Source organism: Pseudomonas sp. SbOxS1, from assembly GCF_013416725.1.
Taxonomy (GTDB): domain Bacteria; phylum Pseudomonadota; class Gammaproteobacteria; order Pseudomonadales; family Pseudomonadaceae; genus Aquipseudomonas.
The window spans coordinates 16,870-31,833 of sequence record NZ_JAAVXC010000025.1 but is presented as its reverse complement, the minus strand read 5'-3'; the positions used below and the strand labels follow the sequence as shown (position 1 = coordinate 31,833).

Below are 14,964 nucleotides of genomic sequence, written 5' to 3'. Positions count from 1 at the left end.
TTCACGCCTCCAGGCCGAACGGCTGCGGCCGTGCCCCGGGTTTGGCGAGTAAAAGGTGCGCGGTGCCGATGCTTCGTTCCAGAAAGCCGCCCTCGCAGTAGCACAGGTAAAATTCCCACAGGCGGAAAAACGCCTGGTCGTAGCCTAACGCTTCCAGGTTGTGCCGGCTGCGCCTCAGGTTGTCGTGCCACAGGCGAAGCGTGCGTGCGTAATGCAGCCCGAAATCTTCCATGTGATGAAGGTTCAGGTCGGTGTCGCGACTGATGGTGTGCAGCAGGGCGCTCACCGAAGGCAAGGCGCCACCCGGGAAGATGTAGCGCTGGATGAAGTCGACGGTTTTTTTCGCCTGCTCGTAGCGCTGGTCTCGAATGGTGATGACCTGCAACAGCATGAGCCCGTGGTCCTTGAGCAGGTGGGCGCACTGTTTGAAGTAGGTGGGCAGGAAGCGGTGGCCGACGGCCTCGACCATCTCGATTGACACCAGCTTGTCGTATTTGCCCGTCAGGTCACGATAGTCCTGCAACAGCAGGGTGATGCGATCTTCCAGGGACTGCTCTTCGATCAGGCGCCGGGTGTAGGCAAACTGCTCACGCGACAGCGTGGTGGTCGTGACCTTGCAGCCGTAGCGGGTGGCCGCATAAATGGCCATGGCGCCCCAGCCCGTGCCGATCTCCAGCAGGTGGTCGCCGGGTTTGAGATCGAGCTTCTGGCAGATGCGCTCCAGCTTGTACATCTGGGCTTGTTCGAGGCTATCGCTGTTGGAACGGAACATGGCTGCCGAGTACATCATGCTGGGGTCCAGCAGGTGTTCAAACAGCGTGTTGCCCAGGTCGTAATGCGCGCGAATGTTGCGTTGCGAGCCTTGGCGGGTGTTGCGGTTGAGCCAGTGCAGTGCTTTTACCAGTGGACGGCGTAAACGTGCCAGGCCGCGCTCCATTCCATCCAGCACCTCGAGGTTGGCAACGAATACCCGGACCACGGCCGTCAGGTCGGGGCTGCTCCAGTACCCATGGATATAGGCCTCGCCAGCGCCAATTGAGCCATTCACCGCCAGCATTGGCCAGAGCGCCGCATTATGCACTTCGATTTCGCCATGGGGTGCCGCGCCAGGCTGGCCGAAGCTCAGTGGCTCACCGTCGACGATGATCACCAGATGCCCGTGGCGCAGGTGCGCCAGTTGACGCAAGACGCCTTTCTTAAGCATACGGGCGCTTATCCCGTTGGCCGCAGCGCCACACGTTATTGGGGTCAGGCTAGGATTCGTCATGGCGAGACTCCAGGTTCGCGGTGCGGTATTCACCGGCGGCGGCTTTGTGGGAGAACAGCGGCAGACGCTTGAGCAGCAGACGCAGGGCCTGCGAGTAAATGCCGAGCAGGGTCTTGCCGGTCATCCAGGGAAAGTCCAGAAGGTGGCGATGCAGGCTTTGGCGCGTCAGGTCGACACGCTCCAGGCCCAGGCCGGCTTCAAATATTTTTTGCTCACCCTGCCAATCCTGCATGGTCACGTGCAGGGTTTGGCCAGGAGCGGAAAAGCGCATGCGGTACTCCAGGTCAGGAGGCAGGAAGGGCGAGACGTGAAAGCTCTTGGCGACCCTGTGGCATGACTCACCGGTTGCATGGGTCGGCAGTACATAGTGGTAACGCTCGCGCCAGGGGGTATTGCTGACTTCGCAGAGAATGGCGGCCAGGCTGCCGTCGGATTCGAAGCAATAAAACAGGCTGATCGGATTGAAGGACAGCCCCCAGCTGCGCGGCTGGGTGAGCAGGCAGATTCGTCCCTGCGGCGCGTGACCAAGGGCCTGTTCCACGCGCTGGCGCACTGCATCGCTCAGGGTCATGCCCTGACGCGTTGCGAGTGGCAGGTAGTCAGTTTCGCGGAAGGCGAAGGCGGCCCAGCGCGAATGCCCGGCGAACCAGGATAAGCCCAGCACCTGCGGTTGTTCCGCCAGATCGAGGTAGAGCATGCCCATGCGGTAGCGAAACCCATGGGCGCGCGGCAGCAGCCGTCGGTGGCTGACCCAGCCGCGGTACAACGCGCTGTTCACAGCTGTTCTCCGAAAGCGGCTGCCACTCGCAAGGCGCTGACCACGCCATCCTCGTGGAAACCGTTGGCCCAGTAGGCGCCGCAGTAATAGCTGAACCGGGCGCCCTGTAATTCTTGCCAGCGTGCCTGTGCGACCAGGCCTGCCTGGCTGTATTGCGGATGGGCGTAGCGCAAGCGCTTGAGGATTTTGCCCGGGTCAATGGCGGCGGTCTGGTTCAGGCTGACGCAGAAGGTGGTGTTGCTCGAAAGCCCCTGGAGGATATTCATGTTGTAGGTGACAGCGGCCAGGTGCCGGGCTGAGCCGCCGAGGCGGTAATTCCAGCTCGCCCACGCTCGGCGACGGTTCGGCAACAGGCGGATATCGCTGTGCAGCACCACATCGTTCTCGGCGTAATGCAGTGCGCCGAGTATCTCCCGCTCGGCTTGGCTGGGAGCGGCCAGCAGCCGTAACGCCTGGTCGCTGTGACAGGCGAACACGACGTTGTCAAAACGCTGGCTGCCTGTCGCACAGTGCAGGGTGACCCCACCCACGTCACGCTCCACCCGATACACCGGGCAATTGAGGTGGATACGCTCGACAAAGCCTTCGCTCAGCGCGGCTACGTAACGACGCGAACCGCCGCTGACCACACGCCATTGCGGCCGATGGGTGACGGACAGGAGTCCGTGGTTTTTACAAAAGCGCACGAAGAATTGCAGCGGAAAACGCTGCATGTCGCCCAGTGACATCGACCAGATAGCCGACCCCATGGGCACTATGTAATGTTCGATAAAACGCTGGCCGTAGCCGTTTTGCCGCAGATAGTCTCCCAGCGTGGTGTCGGCAGTCATGCGCTGCTCGTCGAGGTCACGCAGGGCTTGGCGGTTGAAGCGCAAGATCTCGCGCAACATGCCCCAGAATCCAGGTGAAAGCAGATTGCGTCGCTGGGCAAACACCTGGTTGAGGTTGCCGCCATTGTATTCGAGGCCGGTCTGCGGATCCCGAACCGAGAAGCTCATCTCGGTGGGTTGCGAGGCCACGCCGAGTTGATCCAGCAGACGGATGAAGTTGGGATAGGTCCAGTCGTTGAAGACGATAAAACCTGTATCGATGGCATGGCGTTCGCCCTGAACGTCAACGTCTACGGTATGGCTATGGCCACCGATCCAGTCACTGGCCTCGAATACCGTGACGTCATGCCGACGGTTGAGCAGGTGGGCGCAGGTCAGGCCGGAAATGCCGCTGCCGATGATGGCGATTTTCATGACGGCTCTTCTGTGACCGGACGCGCCATGCGTCTGCCCAGCGTCAGTTGCAGGCGTTGAGGCAATAACGCCAATGCGCGCAGGGCGGCAATGAATGGCCCGGGAAAGGCAATTTCCAGTGGTCGTTTTTCCAGCCGGGTGCTGATGTAGACGGCTGCTTTGCCAACCGGCCAACGCATCGGCATCGGAAAATCGTTCTGTCGCGTGAGTGGCGTATCGACGAAGCCCGGGCTGACGAGCGTGACGTCGATACCCTCGTGTGCCAGGTCGATGCGCAACGATTGAAACAGGTAACGCATTGCCGCCTTGGAGGCGCCGTACGCTTCGGCGCGCGGTAACGGCAGGTAGGTCACCGAGCTGCACACGGCCACCAGATGCGGCCGCGAAGCCTTGCGCAACAGCGGTAGGGCAGCTTCCACGCAGTAGGCGGCGGAAAACAGATTGGCCCGCATCACACGTTCGATCATGTTGGCTTCAAAGGCGCCGGCGTCCACATACTCGCAGGTGCCAGCGTTTAGGATGACCTGGTCCAGATGGCCCCAGGCTTGCCCGATTCGCTCACCCATGGCTTGAACTTCGCCTGGCTCGGTCAGGTCGCCGGGCAAAAGCAGTACCTGCTGCGGATAACCCCTGTGTAGTCTTTCCAGGGCCTCTACATTGCGGGCGCTGACAGCCAGGAAATGACCTTGTGTCAACAGGATCTCCGCCAGGGCGGCACCTATACCGCTGCTGGCCCCGGTGAGCCAGATGCGTTTCATGCCAGCCTCCCTTTCAGCCAGCCAATCGCCGTTCCCATCAGGGGCAAGTGCTCATAGAGCAGGGCGCCTGCATCAAAGTAGTCGCGATGCTGATACACCTTCTCGTGCCACAGCAGGTACGAGCAGCCAACGACTTCTATGGGTTGGCCATGGCGCAAACGGGGATGGCGATAATGCAGGGTCCAGCGTAGATAACCGACGCCGTCTTGCACCTGGTCATGGCCGTGGAACGTGAAGCCAAGCTCGCTGACGTTGGCATATAGCTCTGTGAAATATTCCTGCAACGCTGCCAGGCCCTGGACCTCATGGAGCGGATCACTGAAGCGTACGTCGTGACTGTACAGCTGCTCGAGCCTGTGCAGATTGCTGCCGTCCAGCGCTGCAAATTCGCTGGCGAAAGATCGCAAGAAATCAGCCACGTCGTGTCTCCATTGCTGGCAGGCATGGAATTTCCCGCACGTCTTTTTCTTGTACAGGTACAGGAGTTTTGTATAGCTATTTGAAGAATAGGATGCAGCCTGTACAAGTCAATTTTTTTGTACAACTATTTCCAAGGTGGGCGGGTCAAGATGGTTCTGCGCATTCCCTGTTGGGCATGATCGATGAGATGGATCAGGGTGTTGGAGGGGCTGAAAGGGAGGGCTGAAAAGGGGGCGGAGCTATTTAGACTGTAGGATTTGCCTGCAGCGGCTACGGTTCTGCATGTTTCACCGGGACCACGCGGTGACGTTTCGCCGCCCAGACCACGCCACCCACCAGCAACACGATCGAGGTGACCTCCATCAAACCAGGCACTCGCTGGCTGAACAGAAAACCGTAGACACAGGCAAACAGCGTTTCGAACACGATCATCTGGCCACTCAACGACGTGGCCATTCGACGCGAGCAGGCATTCCACAGCCCATTGGCCAGCCACGAACCACACAGTGCAAGGAACAGGCAGACCCACAGCAACGCCACCCAGCGGCTGCTTTCAACCTGAGCCGGTACCAGGTTGGGGAACAACATCAAGGCAGCGATGCCGAACACGACAGCCACGATGCCCGTCACGATGCCCAGCAGTGTCGACCATTCGCTGCTGTTGAAATGGCTTTGCTTTAGATAACGGGCATTGTGGGTGGCGTACCACGACCAGCAGACAACCCCGCTGAAGCCGCAGGCCAGGCCCAGCAACTGGGTCGAAAGTGACGTACCCGCCGCCCGCGCCCCTGAGTGTTCCAGGCTGACCGATACGATGCCCAGGAATACCAGTAACAGGGGCAGCTTGAGCTTTGTCAGGGGCAGGGACCCTGCATCACGACGCCCCAGAAAGGTAATGGCGACCGGCATCATGCCGTTGATAAGAGCGGCCGCCGTCACCCCGCTCAGTTGTACGGAGGCACCCAACAGCGCGTAGTTCAGGACATTACCGGTCAATGACAAACGCAGCAGGATAAAGACGTCTTTACGCGTCAATCGGCCGAGCAGGCGGGATGCAATCGGCAAAGCCAGGAGGAGCGAAATCAGCCCATAAAGGGCAAACCGCACGCTGCTGATCAATACGGCATTGAATTCGGGCAGCAACGAAGGGCTGATAATCACCCCGCCCCAGATGGCGCCTGCCAATATCGCAAATACAATCCCACTGTTCATCTTCTCGGCTCTGACAGGCTATTTAGCGGCATTCTAGCCATGCTATATAAGCGCCACCTGCGATAAAAAGTGGGTCACCCATTCCGCATGGGAATGTCGGTGTGCAGTCGCCAAGCCAGGAGAATCCTCATCAACCGTTACCTGCGTACCTTGCCCCCCTTGGAGACCCTGATCACATTCGAGGCCGTGGGGCGGCATAAAAGCTTCACGGGCGCCGCTGGCGAACTGTTCCTGACCCAGAGCGCCGTGAGCAAACAGATGCGCCAACTCGAGGACTGCATGGGCGTTGCGCTGTTCGAGCGCAAACCACGGGGTGTCACCTTGACCGGCGCAGCAGAGGAGCTGCTGATGACGGTCAATATGCTGCTTACCACGATGTACCAGAGCGTCACGCGAATTCGCAATGTCCATCAATCCAACGCCGTCTCGGTCCTGGCGACCCATGCCCTTGCCCAGTTCTGGTTGTTCCCCAAGTTGATCGAATTCAACAAGGCGTACCCCGACATCGCCGTGCACGTGCATGCGATCAACGAGTTCGACGAGGCCAGCCTGAATGATTTCGACGTGGGCATTCTCTACGGTTCTGGCGAATGGCCCTCGCTGGACAGCGAGTTCCTGCTGCCGGAAGTCGTCTATGCCGTGGCGCATCCTTCACTGGATGTCTCGGCGATCCAGACGCTGGAGCAGTTATCGCAAGCCAACCTGGTGCAGATCGACACCTGCGCCTGGCAATGCCTGGACTGGCGCCAATGGTTTGGCCACTTTGGCATCGACTACGTAGCACGGGATAAAGCCCCGGTCTTCAACCAGCTGACATTGGCCTATCGTGCCGTTCAGCAAGGCATGGGCATCGGCCTGGCGTGGACGTTCATGGCGGATGAGGCGCTGGCCAAGGGAGAATTGCAGCGGGTTACACCTTTCGAATGCGTGACAGGCAATGGCGAATTCCTTGTGTCGCTCAAGCATCGCAAGCGCTCTGCCTCTGCCGAGATCTTTTGCCAGTGGCTCCTCGGGTCGATGGCTGCTTGATGCTTATGCCTCGAGCGCCGAGTCTTTGCCGCCATTGACGATTCCCACGACAAAGTGGGTCAGGGCGTCCGTCAGTTTTTGTTCCGGGACTTGGGTGCTCTGCCAGAGGGATTGTCCGTATAGCATCCCGATGACGGCCTCCGTGATGAGGCCGGTGCGGTCGCTGATGTAGCCACTCTCACCCCGTTCAGCGGCGATGATCGCTCTCAACAGGGCAGCATAACTGCTCTTGAGCAGGTTGATTTCCCGCTGTTGCTCATCGGTCAAATTGACGAATTCACGTGTCACCAGCACCAGACGGTGCTTCTCTGCCAGATTGAACGCGACGAACGCATGCACAAAGCGCTGCAGGCGATCACGCTGAGTCCTGGCCCCACGCATGCGACGCTTGGTATCGGCCAGCAGGTCGGATACCGCGCCTTCAATCAGTTCGAACAACAGACACTGTTTGTTCTCGATATGCGCGTACAGCGAGCCGGCGTGCAGCCCCAGTTGCCCTGCAAGGTCGCGCAGGCCTATGGCCTGGTAACCGCGCGTCGCGAAGAGTTCCAGCGCCACATCAAGAAGACGGTCACGGGCACTGCCGGGTAGGGATTTCGGGTAGATACTGGCCGCAGGCATGGTGCTGTCCTGTGTGCTTTGGGCTGGGGGTACTTGCCGGCCATTGCCGGGCAAATTGGGTTTGACCAAATGTAAGACAACAGGCATCTTACGTAAAGACTAATCGCGGAGGTGTTTTATGGATGGGCAAACGGTCGTAATCGTCGGTGGCGCTTCGGGTCTGGGGTTGGAAACGGCCAAGCTGATGCGCCAGCGCGGGGCAGCGAAAATCGGCATCATCGACAGAAATGAGCAGTTGATGGCGGCTGCGGCGGAGGTGCTTCGCGCCGAGGGTTGCGAAGTGGCCACGGCGGTCGGCGATATCTCCCGGCAGGAATCCGCCCATGGCGCTTTCCAGCAAATCGTCGATGCGCTGGGGCGCGTGCATTGCCTGGTCAACAGCGCCGCGATTTATCCGCGCAAGGACATCTTCGAGATCACGGACGAGGAGTGGGATCTGGAAAACGCGGTGAACATCAAGGGCACTTACCACATGATGGTCGCCGCGGTGAGACACATGCAGGCCTACGTGGCGGCACCTGCCGTGACCGGCCGCATCGTCAATGTCACCTCGGTCGACGCTTTCAAGGCTCATCCGCAGAACGCCCACTACGCCGCGACCAAGGCCGCCGTTGTCAGCCTGACCAAATCCTTTGCCCAGGCCTGCGCCAAGGACCAGATCCTGGTCAATTCGGTGGCACCTGCCGGTTTCGCCACCGAGCGCGCAAAACAGCTGGGCTTCCTCGGCGAGCTGGCGGCGGCCAACCCGCTGGGTCGCGCCGCGGAGCCTGCCGAGATTGCCGAGTGGATTGTCATGATGGGCAGCAGTCGCAACAGCTATGCCACCGGTGAAAACGTGATCGTCAGCGGGGGCTACATCTATGCCTGATTCAGCAGCGGTGCCGGCGATCTACCGTCGGGCGCTGGTCACGGGCGCCACCAGTGGTATCGGCAAGGCCGTGGTCCTGGCATTGCGCGATGCCGGTCTGCAGGTGATTGCAGTCGGTCGCAGCCCCGAAGCGCTGGCCGAGTTGCGTTCGGAGCCGGGCGTGACGGTGGTCGAGGCCGATGTGCGGCAGGTCGATGCGTTCACCGACATCCTGGCGCGCTACCCGGTGGATGTGCTGGTCAACAACGCTGGAGTCTTGTCCACCCGGGCTTCGTTCCAGGAGATGGACCCGGCGGAAATCGACAACATGTTCGATATCAATCTGAAGGCGCCTTTGCACCTGGCACGCAAGGCATTGCCCGGCATGATCGAGCGTGGCCATGGTCATCTATTCTTTATTGGTTCCAGTGCAGGTCGTGCGCCGCATCCCGGGGCTGCTGTCTATGGTGCATCCAAGGCGGGCATCAGCCTGTTCTGCGATGCATTGCGCTGCGACTTGCTCGGCAGCGGGGTGCGTGTGACGGAAATCGCCCCCGGGCGAGTCCAGACGCAACTGTACAAGACCGCCATGGGCATGGAAGCCGCTGGCGCCGAATTGTACGACGGGTATGAGTCGATCATGCCGGAAGATATTGCAACCTTGCTGTTGGCAGCCTTGAGCTTGCCACAGCAAGTGGACGTGTCTCGCCTTGAGGTTTTCCCGACCTCTCAAGCGGTAGGCGGTGGACGTATGGTCAAGACCAAGGGTTGATGACCGGGGCCGGGATTTCATCGATCCCGGCCGACACTTTTACCCGTGTCTGAAGCAGGTGAATACCGAGTGACAATGCTTGACTACCTGTAAGACAACATATAACTTACATTTCAAGCGGGCTTGATTGCCTCTTGTCATGAAATCAGGAATTTCAGGGGATACGACGATGACTGCTACTTCATGCCGGGTCGGCGTGGACATAGGTGGGACCTTTACCGATATCGCGCTTGATGTAGGCGGGGTATTGCACTCAACCAAAATTCTTACCGACTATGAGCTGCCAGAGCGCGCCATTCTCACCGGTGTGAAAAGTGTCATCGAGGCCGCCGGCCTGAAGCTGTCCGACATTGACCAACTGATCCATGGCACCACCCTGGCCACCAATGCCCTGATCGAGCGGCGCGGGGCCAGGACTGCATTCATCACCACCGAAGGTTTTCGCGACACGCTGGAAATGCGCACCGAAAACCGCTTCGAACAGTACGACATCAACATCACCCTGCCGCCGCCACTGATCGAGCGTGAACACCGCTACACCCTGCGCGAGCGCCTGGATGTGCACGGTGAGGTGCTGATCGCCCCTGAACAATCGGACATCGATGCGCTGGTCGAGCGAGTCGCCGAAGGCAACTACGAGAGCATCGCGGTCGGCCTGATTCACAGTTACGTCAACGGTGCCCACGAACGCCTGTTGCGCGATGCATTGCAGCTCCGCCTGCCCCATGTGTCCGTGTCGATTTCCAGCGAAGTCTCGCCGCAGATGCGCGAGTTCGAACGCTTCAATACCGTCTGCGCCAACGCCTACGTCAAACCGCTGATCAAGTCCTATCTGGATCGCCTGGTGGTGACCCTCAAGCAGTCCGGTGCCGATTGCCCGGTGTTCATGATCCACTCCGGCGGCGGCATTATCTCGGTGCAGAGCGCCGCGGAATTCCCCGTGCGGCTGGTCGAATCCGGCCCGGCCGGTGGGGCGATTTTCGCCGCCGACATCGCACGCAAATACTCGCTGGATTCGGTGGTGTCCTTCGACATGGGCGGCACCACGGCGAAGATCTGCCTGATCGAAAACCAGGTTCCCAAGACCGCCAAGACCTTTGAAGTCGCACGCACCTATCGCTTCAAGAAAGGCAGCGGCATGCCGATCTCGATCCCGGTGGTGGAAATGGTCGAGATCGGTGCCGGCGGCGGCTCGATTGCCAGCATCGACAGCATGCGCCAGATCCGGGTCGGCCCGCACAGCGCCGGCTCCGAGCCGGGGCCAGCCTGCTACGGACGTGGTGGCCTGGAACCGACCATCACCGATGCCAACCTGTTGCTGGGTCGCCTCGATCCGGACAACTTCGCCGGTGGCGCCATGCGCCTTTCCCTCGACAATGCCGCATCAGCCACTGCACGAGTCATCGGCGCGCCACTGAACATGGAAGCAGTCACCGCGGCCTACGGCGTGTGTGAAGTGGTCGATGAGAACATGGCCAACGCCGGGCGCGTGCATGCCGTGGAGAGCGGCAAGGACATTGCCGAATACACCATGATCACCTTCGGTGGCGGTGGTCCGCTGCACGCCGCGCGCCTGTGCGAAAAAATGGGCGTGTCGCGCTTCCTGGTGCCAGCCGGTGCTGGTGTCGGGTCGGCTATTGGTTTTCTGCGTGCGCCATTTGGTTATGAGGCCGTACGCAGCGCCTTTGTGCGCCTTTCTGAATTCGATGCGCCACAGGTCAATGCCCTGATTGATGACATGAAGGCCGAGGCCATCGGTTTCCTGCGCCAGGGCATGCCCGAAGGCGAGCCTGAGCTGGAGTGCACGGCGTTCATGCGTTACGTCGGCCAGGGCTGGGAGATTCCTGTTTCCCTGCCATTCAAGCCCTTCAGCAGCAGTGACACCGTGGAGTTCAAGGCCCTTTTCGAAGCGGCCTACACCCAGTTCTTCGGGCGCCCGATCGAAGGTCCGGATGTCGAGATCGTCAGTTGGTCGGTTAAAGCCAGCTCGCCGCTGTTGCCGGTGCAACCAGTCCAGCAGATCAGCGCCTCGCATCGTGCCCACGAGGTTTCGCGTCGAGAGGTTTTCGACGTCGTCAGCGGTGGTTTTGTCGATGCCGGCATCTTCCAGCGCGAGGAGTTGCAACCGGGTGCCCGGGTCGATGGCCCGGCCATCATCGCCGAGCGCGAAACGTCGACCTTCGTGTCGTCCTCCTTCACCGCCACGGTCCAGCCTGACGGCTGCCTGCTGGTTGTTCGACGCTAAGCGTCACTTGCACAGAAGGCGATTTTCCCATGAGCGATACCTTGATCGATATTCAAATGCAGGTGATGTGGAATCGCCTGATTTCGGTGGTTGAAGAGCAAGCCCTGACGCTGATCCGCACCGCGTTCTCCACCAGCGTGCGTGAAGCCGGCGACTTGTCCGCCGGCGTCTTCGACCGTGCCGGCAACATGCTCGCCCAGGCGGTAACGGGCACCCCGGGACACGTCAACACCATGGCCGAGGCGGTGGTGCATTTCATCAACGACATCGGCCAGGACAACATCTTCGAAGGCGATGTCTACGTGACCAACGACCCGTGGAAGGGCACCGGCCACTTGCACGACATCACCATCGTTTCGCCCTCGTTCTACAAGGGCAAGCTGATCGGCTACTTCGCCAGTACCGCCCACGTGGTCGACATCGGTGGCCGTGGCTTTGGCCCGGATGCCCGTGAGGTCTACGAAGAAGGCCTGTTCATCCCGATCATGAAGTTGTTCGAGCGTGGCAAGGTCAATCGTGACCTGATCAACATCCTGCGCAACAACGTGCGCGAGAACGATCGAGTGGTCGGCGACTTCTATGCGCTCTCGGCCTGCAACGAAACCGGCCACAAGCGCCTGCTGAGCATGCTCGAAGAATTCCGCCTGGACGACCTGGAGCACATCGGCGGCTTCATTCTGGAGCACAGCCGCCGGGCCACGCTGGAGAGCTTCAAGTCGTTGCCCCACGGCACCTACCAGAACAGCATGACCCTGGACGGCTACGACGTCCCGGTGACCTTGTCGGTGACGCTGACGGTCGGACCGGACGGCATCCTGACCGATTTCAACGGCACTTCCGGCATGAGCCAGTTCGGTATTAACGTACCGCTCGGTTATGCCAAGGCCTACGCCTGCTATGGCCTCAAGTGCATCGTTGCCCCCGAGATCCCGAACAACTCGGCGTCCCTCGCGCCGTTCGATGTGGTGGCGCCCGAGGGCTGTATCCTCAATGCCAAGCACCCGGCGCCGGTATCGGTGCGTCACGTGCTTGGTCACTTCGTGCCCGACCTGGTGCTGGGTGCGCTGCACAAATGCCTGCACGGCCAGGTGCCGGCCGAGGGCGCCAGTGCGCTGTGGAACCTGCACCTGAGTGTCCGTCCGCTGGAAAGCAATCCGGATGGGCGAAATGCCGAGATGCTGATGTTCAACAGCGGCGGCATGGGTGCGCGCGCGGCGAAGGATGGCTTGAGCGCCACGGCGTTCCCCAGCGGCGTGCACACCATGCCGGTCGAGGCCACCGAGCATGCCGGGCCGGTCATTGTCTGGCGCAAGGAGCTGCGCAATGGCTCCGGTGGTGCCGGTCAGTTGCGCGGTGGCTTGGGGCAGGAGATTGAAGTGTCCGCCGCCGAGGGTTACTCGTTCCGCTTCAGCGCCATGTTTGACCGCATTCTCTATCCCGCTCGTGGTCTTGAGGGCGGCAAGGAAGGCGCCAAGGGTTATGTCGGCCTGGACGACGGCACGCTGTTGCGCGGCAAGGGCCAGCAGTTCGTGCCTGCGGATCGGCGCCTGATTCTCAGCTTGCCGGGTGGCGGTGGTTACGGCGACCCGCGCCAGCGCCCTCGCGAAGAGGTGGAGCGTGACCTGCGCTTTGGCTACATCAGTGCCGAACAAGCGCGTGACGATTATGGCTACGAAGCCGGGCAGGGGACCAAGTGATGGAATTTCAAAGTTCGCGGGTCAAGACGGTCAAGAGTTCACCCAGCATGGCCGTGTCGGTGCTGGCGAAGAAAATGCTCGCCCAGGGCGAGCCGGTGATCAACCTCAGTTTGGGTGAGCCGGATTTCAACACCCCGGCCCACGTCATCGAGGCGGCCCACCAGGCGATGCTTGACGGCAACAACCACTACACAGCGCCCAACGGCTACGAAGTGCTGCGCCAGGCTATCGTCGACAAGTTCGCTCGCGAAAACGACCTGAACTATGGCCTGGACGAAATCTGCGTGGCCAACGGCGCCAAGCAGCTATTGTTCAATGCCTTCCTGGCAACCCTTGAGCCGGGCGACGAGGTCATCACCCCGGCCCCTTATTGGGTGTCCTACACCGATATGGTGTTGCTCAACGGTGGCGTGCCGAAGGTCATTCCCTGTGGTTCCGAGTACGGTTTCAAGCTCGATGCCGCACGGCTTGAAGCGGCCATCACGCCGAAGACGCGCTGGCTGATGCTCAACTCGCCGAACAACCCCTGCGGTGCGATCTACACCCGTGAAGAGTTCGCGGCGCTGGGTGCCGTGTTGCAAAAGCACCCGCGGATCCTGGTGATCTCCGATGAGATCTACGAGCACATCATTCTCGGCGACAAGCCATTCGTCCCGTTCGTGACCGCATGCCCCGGGCTGCGTGAACGCACCCTGCTGATCAACGGGGTGTCCAAGGCCTACGCCATGACGGGCTATCGCCTGGGTTATGCCGCGGGCCCGAAAGAGCTGATCGTGGCGATGAACAAAACCCAGTCGCAGACCACCACATGCCCTTCGGCCATCTCACAGTTGGCCGCCGCGGCAGCCTTGAGCGGTCCACAGGACTTCGTGCGCGATGCCAATCGCGAGTACCAGGCACGAGGCGCCATGGTCGTCGAAGGCCTGGCGGCCATCGAAGGGTTGGAATTACAGATGCCGGAAGGGGCGTTCTACGCCTTCCCCAAATGCTCGGCCTTTATCGGCAAGCGTACGCCCGATGGGCAAGTGATCGAGAGCGATACCGACCTTTCCAGCTATTTGCTGCAGGTCGGCAAGGTCGCCACGGTTCCGGGTTCTGCTTTCGGTCTTGAACCTTACATTCGCCTGTCTTTCGCAACGTCCCGGCAACAGCTGGAGCAGGCCATCGTGCAGATGCGCGATGCGCTGGCCCTGTTGGCCTGAGCGTTGCCGTCACTGACTAATTCGAGATTGATCTGATGAGCAAGCCTTTCAAACGACTGTTGATCACCGGTGCGGCCGGCCGCTTGGGCAAGGTCTTGCGCGAGCACCTGCGGGACTTCGCCGATGAGCTGCGCCTGACCGATATCGCTGACATGGGTACGGCGGCACCGCACGAGCAACTGGTGCGCTGCGACCTGGGCAATCTGGCCGATGTGCTGCCGCTGGCCGAGGGCGTCGATGTGATCATCCACGCCGGTGGCGTACCGCTGGAAAATACCTTCGCCGCGATCCTCAACGGCAACATCGTCGGCACCTACAACATTTACGAAGCTGCGCGTCAGCATGGGGTGAAGCGGGTGATCTACACCAGTTCCAACCATGCCATCGGTTTCTACGACCGCACCGAAACCATTGACTCCACAGTCGCCCATCGCCCCGACAGCCTGTACGGCGTGAGCAAATGCTTTGCCGAGGACCTGGGTCGCTATTACTGGGACAAGTTCGGCGTCGAGTCGGTGAACCTGCGCATTGGTTCCTCGTTCGAGGAGCCGTTGGACCGGCGCATGCTGGCGACCTGGTTGTCGTTCGCCGACTTTGCCCAGCTGGTGGAGCGCTCGCTGACCGCGCCGCGAGTTGCGCACATGATCGTCTACGGCATGTCGGCCAACCGTGAATCGCTGTGGGACAACCGTACGGCCTCGTCGATTGGCTACGTGCCCAAGGACAGTGCCGACGACTACCGGGAAAAAATAGAAGCGAAATTCCCGCCCCTGGATCCCAATGAGCCGGCCGCGCGTTACCACGGTGGCAATTTTGCCGGTGCCGGCCATTTCGAAGATCCGAAGTAACGTTTCCCCATCGAATACTCAGAG

General features: G+C 60.6%; 14 protein-coding genes. 7 read left to right on the top strand and 7 right to left on the bottom strand.

The features are described 5' to 3' along the window. Position 1: 1 nt before the first annotated feature. The 6 genes from HFK74_RS20355 to HFK74_RS20330 all read right to left on the bottom strand — a co-directional run bounded on the left by HFK74_RS20355 (position 2) and on the right by HFK74_RS20330 (position 5,679). Positions 2-1,267: a cyclopropane-fatty-acyl-phospholipid synthase family protein gene (locus tag HFK74_RS20355; RefSeq protein WP_180205052.1), complete on the bottom strand. Its 1,266-nt coding sequence runs from the start codon at positions 1,265-1,267 to the stop codon at positions 2-4. Then, positions 1,254-2,045: a DUF1365 domain-containing protein gene (locus tag HFK74_RS20350; RefSeq protein WP_180205051.1), complete on the bottom strand. Its 792-nt coding sequence runs from the start codon at positions 2,043-2,045 to the stop codon at positions 1,254-1,256. Before HFK74_RS20350 ends, HFK74_RS20355 begins: the two co-directional genes overlap by 14 nt. Beyond that, positions 2,042-3,289, bottom strand: coding sequence for an NAD(P)/FAD-dependent oxidoreductase (locus tag HFK74_RS20345; protein ID WP_180205050.1), 1,248 nt, complete (start codon positions 3,287-3,289; stop codon positions 2,042-2,044). Before HFK74_RS20345 ends, HFK74_RS20350 begins: the two co-directional genes overlap by 4 nt. Continuing rightward, positions 3,286-4,047: an SDR family oxidoreductase gene (locus HFK74_RS20340; protein WP_180205049.1), complete on the bottom strand. Its 762-nt coding sequence runs from the start codon at positions 4,045-4,047 to the stop codon at positions 3,286-3,288. Before HFK74_RS20340 ends, HFK74_RS20345 begins: the two co-directional genes overlap by 4 nt. Next, positions 4,044-4,466 (bottom strand): nuclear transport factor 2 family protein, encoded by a 423-nt coding sequence (locus HFK74_RS20335; RefSeq protein ID WP_180205048.1) that lies wholly within the window; start codon positions 4,464-4,466, stop codon positions 4,044-4,046. The genes HFK74_RS20340 and HFK74_RS20335 overlap by 4 nt, the downstream gene beginning before the upstream one ends. A gap of 271 nt (positions 4,467-4,737) precedes the next feature. Continuing rightward, positions 4,738-5,679 (bottom strand): DMT family transporter, encoded by a 942-nt coding sequence (locus tag HFK74_RS20330; RefSeq protein WP_180205047.1) that lies wholly within the window; start codon positions 5,677-5,679, stop codon positions 4,738-4,740. Positions 5,680-5,772: 93 nt separating this feature from the next. Here HFK74_RS20330 and HFK74_RS20325 point away from each other — a divergent pair, with 93 nt between their 5' ends. After that, positions 5,773-6,708 carry a LysR substrate-binding domain-containing protein gene (locus HFK74_RS20325; RefSeq protein WP_180205164.1) on the top strand — a complete coding sequence of 312 codons (936 nt, stop codon included), beginning with the start codon at positions 5,773-5,775 and terminating at the stop codon, positions 6,706-6,708. 3 nt (positions 6,709-6,711) lie between these two features. On the opposite strand, the gene HFK74_RS20320 is transcribed toward HFK74_RS20325, so the two are convergent. Continuing rightward, positions 6,712-7,329 carry a TetR/AcrR family transcriptional regulator gene (locus tag HFK74_RS20320; protein ID WP_180205046.1) on the bottom strand — a complete coding sequence of 206 codons (618 nt, stop codon included), beginning with the start codon at positions 7,327-7,329 and terminating at the stop codon, positions 6,712-6,714. Between the two features lie 118 nt (positions 7,330-7,447). Between HFK74_RS20320 and HFK74_RS20315 the strand changes: the two genes are divergently transcribed. The 6 genes from HFK74_RS20315 to HFK74_RS20290 all read left to right on the top strand — a co-directional run bounded on the left by HFK74_RS20315 (position 7,448) and on the right by HFK74_RS20290 (position 14,940). Then, positions 7,448-8,197, top strand: coding sequence for an SDR family NAD(P)-dependent oxidoreductase (locus tag HFK74_RS20315; RefSeq protein ID WP_180205045.1), 750 nt, complete (start codon positions 7,448-7,450; stop codon positions 8,195-8,197). Further along, positions 8,190-8,948 (top strand): SDR family oxidoreductase, encoded by a 759-nt coding sequence (locus HFK74_RS20310; protein WP_180205044.1) that lies wholly within the window; start codon positions 8,190-8,192, stop codon positions 8,946-8,948. The genes HFK74_RS20315 and HFK74_RS20310 overlap by 8 nt, the downstream gene beginning before the upstream one ends. A gap of 169 nt (positions 8,949-9,117) precedes the next feature. Continuing rightward, positions 9,118-11,193, top strand: a complete 2,076-nt coding sequence (locus HFK74_RS20305) for a hydantoinase/oxoprolinase family protein (RefSeq protein ID WP_180205043.1) — start codon at positions 9,118-9,120, stop codon at positions 11,191-11,193. A 29-nt stretch (positions 11,194-11,222) separates the two neighbouring features. Further along, positions 11,223-12,890 carry a hydantoinase B/oxoprolinase family protein gene (locus HFK74_RS20300; RefSeq protein WP_180205042.1) on the top strand — a complete coding sequence of 556 codons (1,668 nt, stop codon included), beginning with the start codon at positions 11,223-11,225 and terminating at the stop codon, positions 12,888-12,890. Further along, the gene (locus tag HFK74_RS20295) at positions 12,890-14,092 is read left to right on the top strand and encodes a pyridoxal phosphate-dependent aminotransferase (RefSeq protein ID WP_180205041.1); all 1,203 of its coding nucleotides are present in this window, start codon (positions 12,890-12,892) and stop codon (positions 14,090-14,092) included. The genes HFK74_RS20300 and HFK74_RS20295 overlap by 1 nt, the downstream gene beginning before the upstream one ends. 35 nt (positions 14,093-14,127) lie before the next feature. After that, positions 14,128-14,940 (top strand): NAD(P)-dependent oxidoreductase, encoded by an 813-nt coding sequence (locus HFK74_RS20290; RefSeq protein WP_180205040.1) that lies wholly within the window; start codon positions 14,128-14,130, stop codon positions 14,938-14,940. Positions 14,941-14,964 lie beyond the last annotated feature (24 nt).

What these genes read in the sequence shown, in the direction of transcription:
- HFK74_RS20310 (WP_180205044.1), top strand. Translation starts at nt 8,190, where the DNA reads ATGCCTGATTCAGCAGCGGTGCCGGCGATCTACCGTCGGGCGCTGGTC.
- HFK74_RS20330 (WP_180205047.1), bottom strand. Translation starts at nt 5,679, where the DNA reads ATGAACAGTGGGATTGTATTTGCGATATTGGCAGGCGCCATCTGGGGC.
- HFK74_RS20325 (WP_180205164.1), top strand. Translation starts at nt 5,773, where the DNA reads ATGTCGGTGTGCAGTCGCCAAGCCAGGAGAATCCTCATCAACCGTTAC.
- HFK74_RS20340 (WP_180205049.1), bottom strand. Translation starts at nt 4,047, where the DNA reads ATGAAACGCATCTGGCTCACCGGGGCCAGCAGCGGTATAGGTGCCGCC.
- HFK74_RS20320 (WP_180205046.1), bottom strand. Translation starts at nt 7,329, where the DNA reads ATGCCTGCGGCCAGTATCTACCCGAAATCCCTACCCGGCAGTGCCCGT.
- HFK74_RS20345 (WP_180205050.1), bottom strand. Translation starts at nt 3,289, where the DNA reads ATGAAAATCGCCATCATCGGCAGCGGCATTTCCGGCCTGACCTGCGCC.
- HFK74_RS20290 (WP_180205040.1), top strand. Translation starts at nt 14,128, where the DNA reads ATGAGCAAGCCTTTCAAACGACTGTTGATCACCGGTGCGGCCGGCCGC.
- HFK74_RS20300 (WP_180205042.1), top strand. Translation starts at nt 11,223, where the DNA reads ATGAGCGATACCTTGATCGATATTCAAATGCAGGTGATGTGGAATCGC.
- HFK74_RS20305 (WP_180205043.1), top strand. Translation starts at nt 9,118, where the DNA reads ATGACTGCTACTTCATGCCGGGTCGGCGTGGACATAGGTGGGACCTTT.
- HFK74_RS20315 (WP_180205045.1), top strand. Translation starts at nt 7,448, where the DNA reads ATGGATGGGCAAACGGTCGTAATCGTCGGTGGCGCTTCGGGTCTGGGG.
- HFK74_RS20295 (WP_180205041.1), top strand. Translation starts at nt 12,890, where the DNA reads ATGGAATTTCAAAGTTCGCGGGTCAAGACGGTCAAGAGTTCACCCAGC.
- HFK74_RS20355 (WP_180205052.1), bottom strand. Translation starts at nt 1,267, where the DNA reads ATGACGAATCCTAGCCTGACCCCAATAACGTGTGGCGCTGCGGCCAAC.